Here is a 785-nt window from a genome sequence, read left to right on the forward strand (position 1 = left end):
TAGTAAATTATTTTTCATTGTTTTTAGAGGAGTGACACATCAATGGATTAGCACGTTAAAAGTGCTAAAGATTTTTGTGGCAAGCCATAAGCTCAAAAGATAAAAAATATGCTACAGCCTGATGTTATATTAGACAAAGTTCTAATAATGCTAAAAGAAAAATAAAAAACTGTAATCCAGAATATACTTTAAAAAACCAATAAAAATATGAAGTTGATCTCTATCGTAAACTTCGAAGAAGTCATTTAGCTGAAGAAAAACGGATAAAAGGCTCTATTTAGGAACTGAACGAAGTGAACTTTGCAGCTTACAGTGATTAAATGAAGGTAAATTTTAGTCTCGATGGGTTTTACATCTCTTGAACCTCGATTCAAGAGATGTCTGCACTAAAGGTTAGTGCGCTATTGAGATCTTTTCTAAAAAGTATTTTGTTCGTTCATGTCGATCTTCACTGTGTTCAAAAAAATCTCGTGTAGAACAGTCTTCGAGTATTTTACCTTGATCCATGAAGATGATGCGATTAGAGACTTTACGGGCAAAACCCATCTCATGGGTAACACACATCATGGTCATTCCTTCTCTGGCAAGTTGCGTCATCACATCAAGGACCTCACCCACCATTTCAGGGTCAAGAGCAGAAGTGGGCTCATCAAAAAGCATACATACAGGGTCCATGCATAGTCCACGTGCTATTGCCACACGCTGTTGTTGACCACCAGAGAGCTGTCCTGGAAATTTATCTTTGTGTGCAATCAGGCCGACACGATCAAGATATTGTAAAGCTT

1 protein-coding gene is annotated in these 785 nt (G+C 37.2%); it reads right to left on the reverse strand.

The window, feature by feature from the left end; translation table 11 throughout:
- Window positions 1-393: 393 nt before the first annotated feature.
- Window positions 394-785: amino acid ABC transporter ATP-binding protein (locus tag Aru01_RS18270; protein WP_042111805.1), on the reverse strand; the 392-nt coding region annotated here is incomplete at its 5' end.

Origin of the sequence: Acinetobacter rudis (assembly GCF_000829675.1) — a bacterium.
GTDB lineage: Bacteria > Pseudomonadota > Gammaproteobacteria > Pseudomonadales > Moraxellaceae > Acinetobacter > Acinetobacter rudis.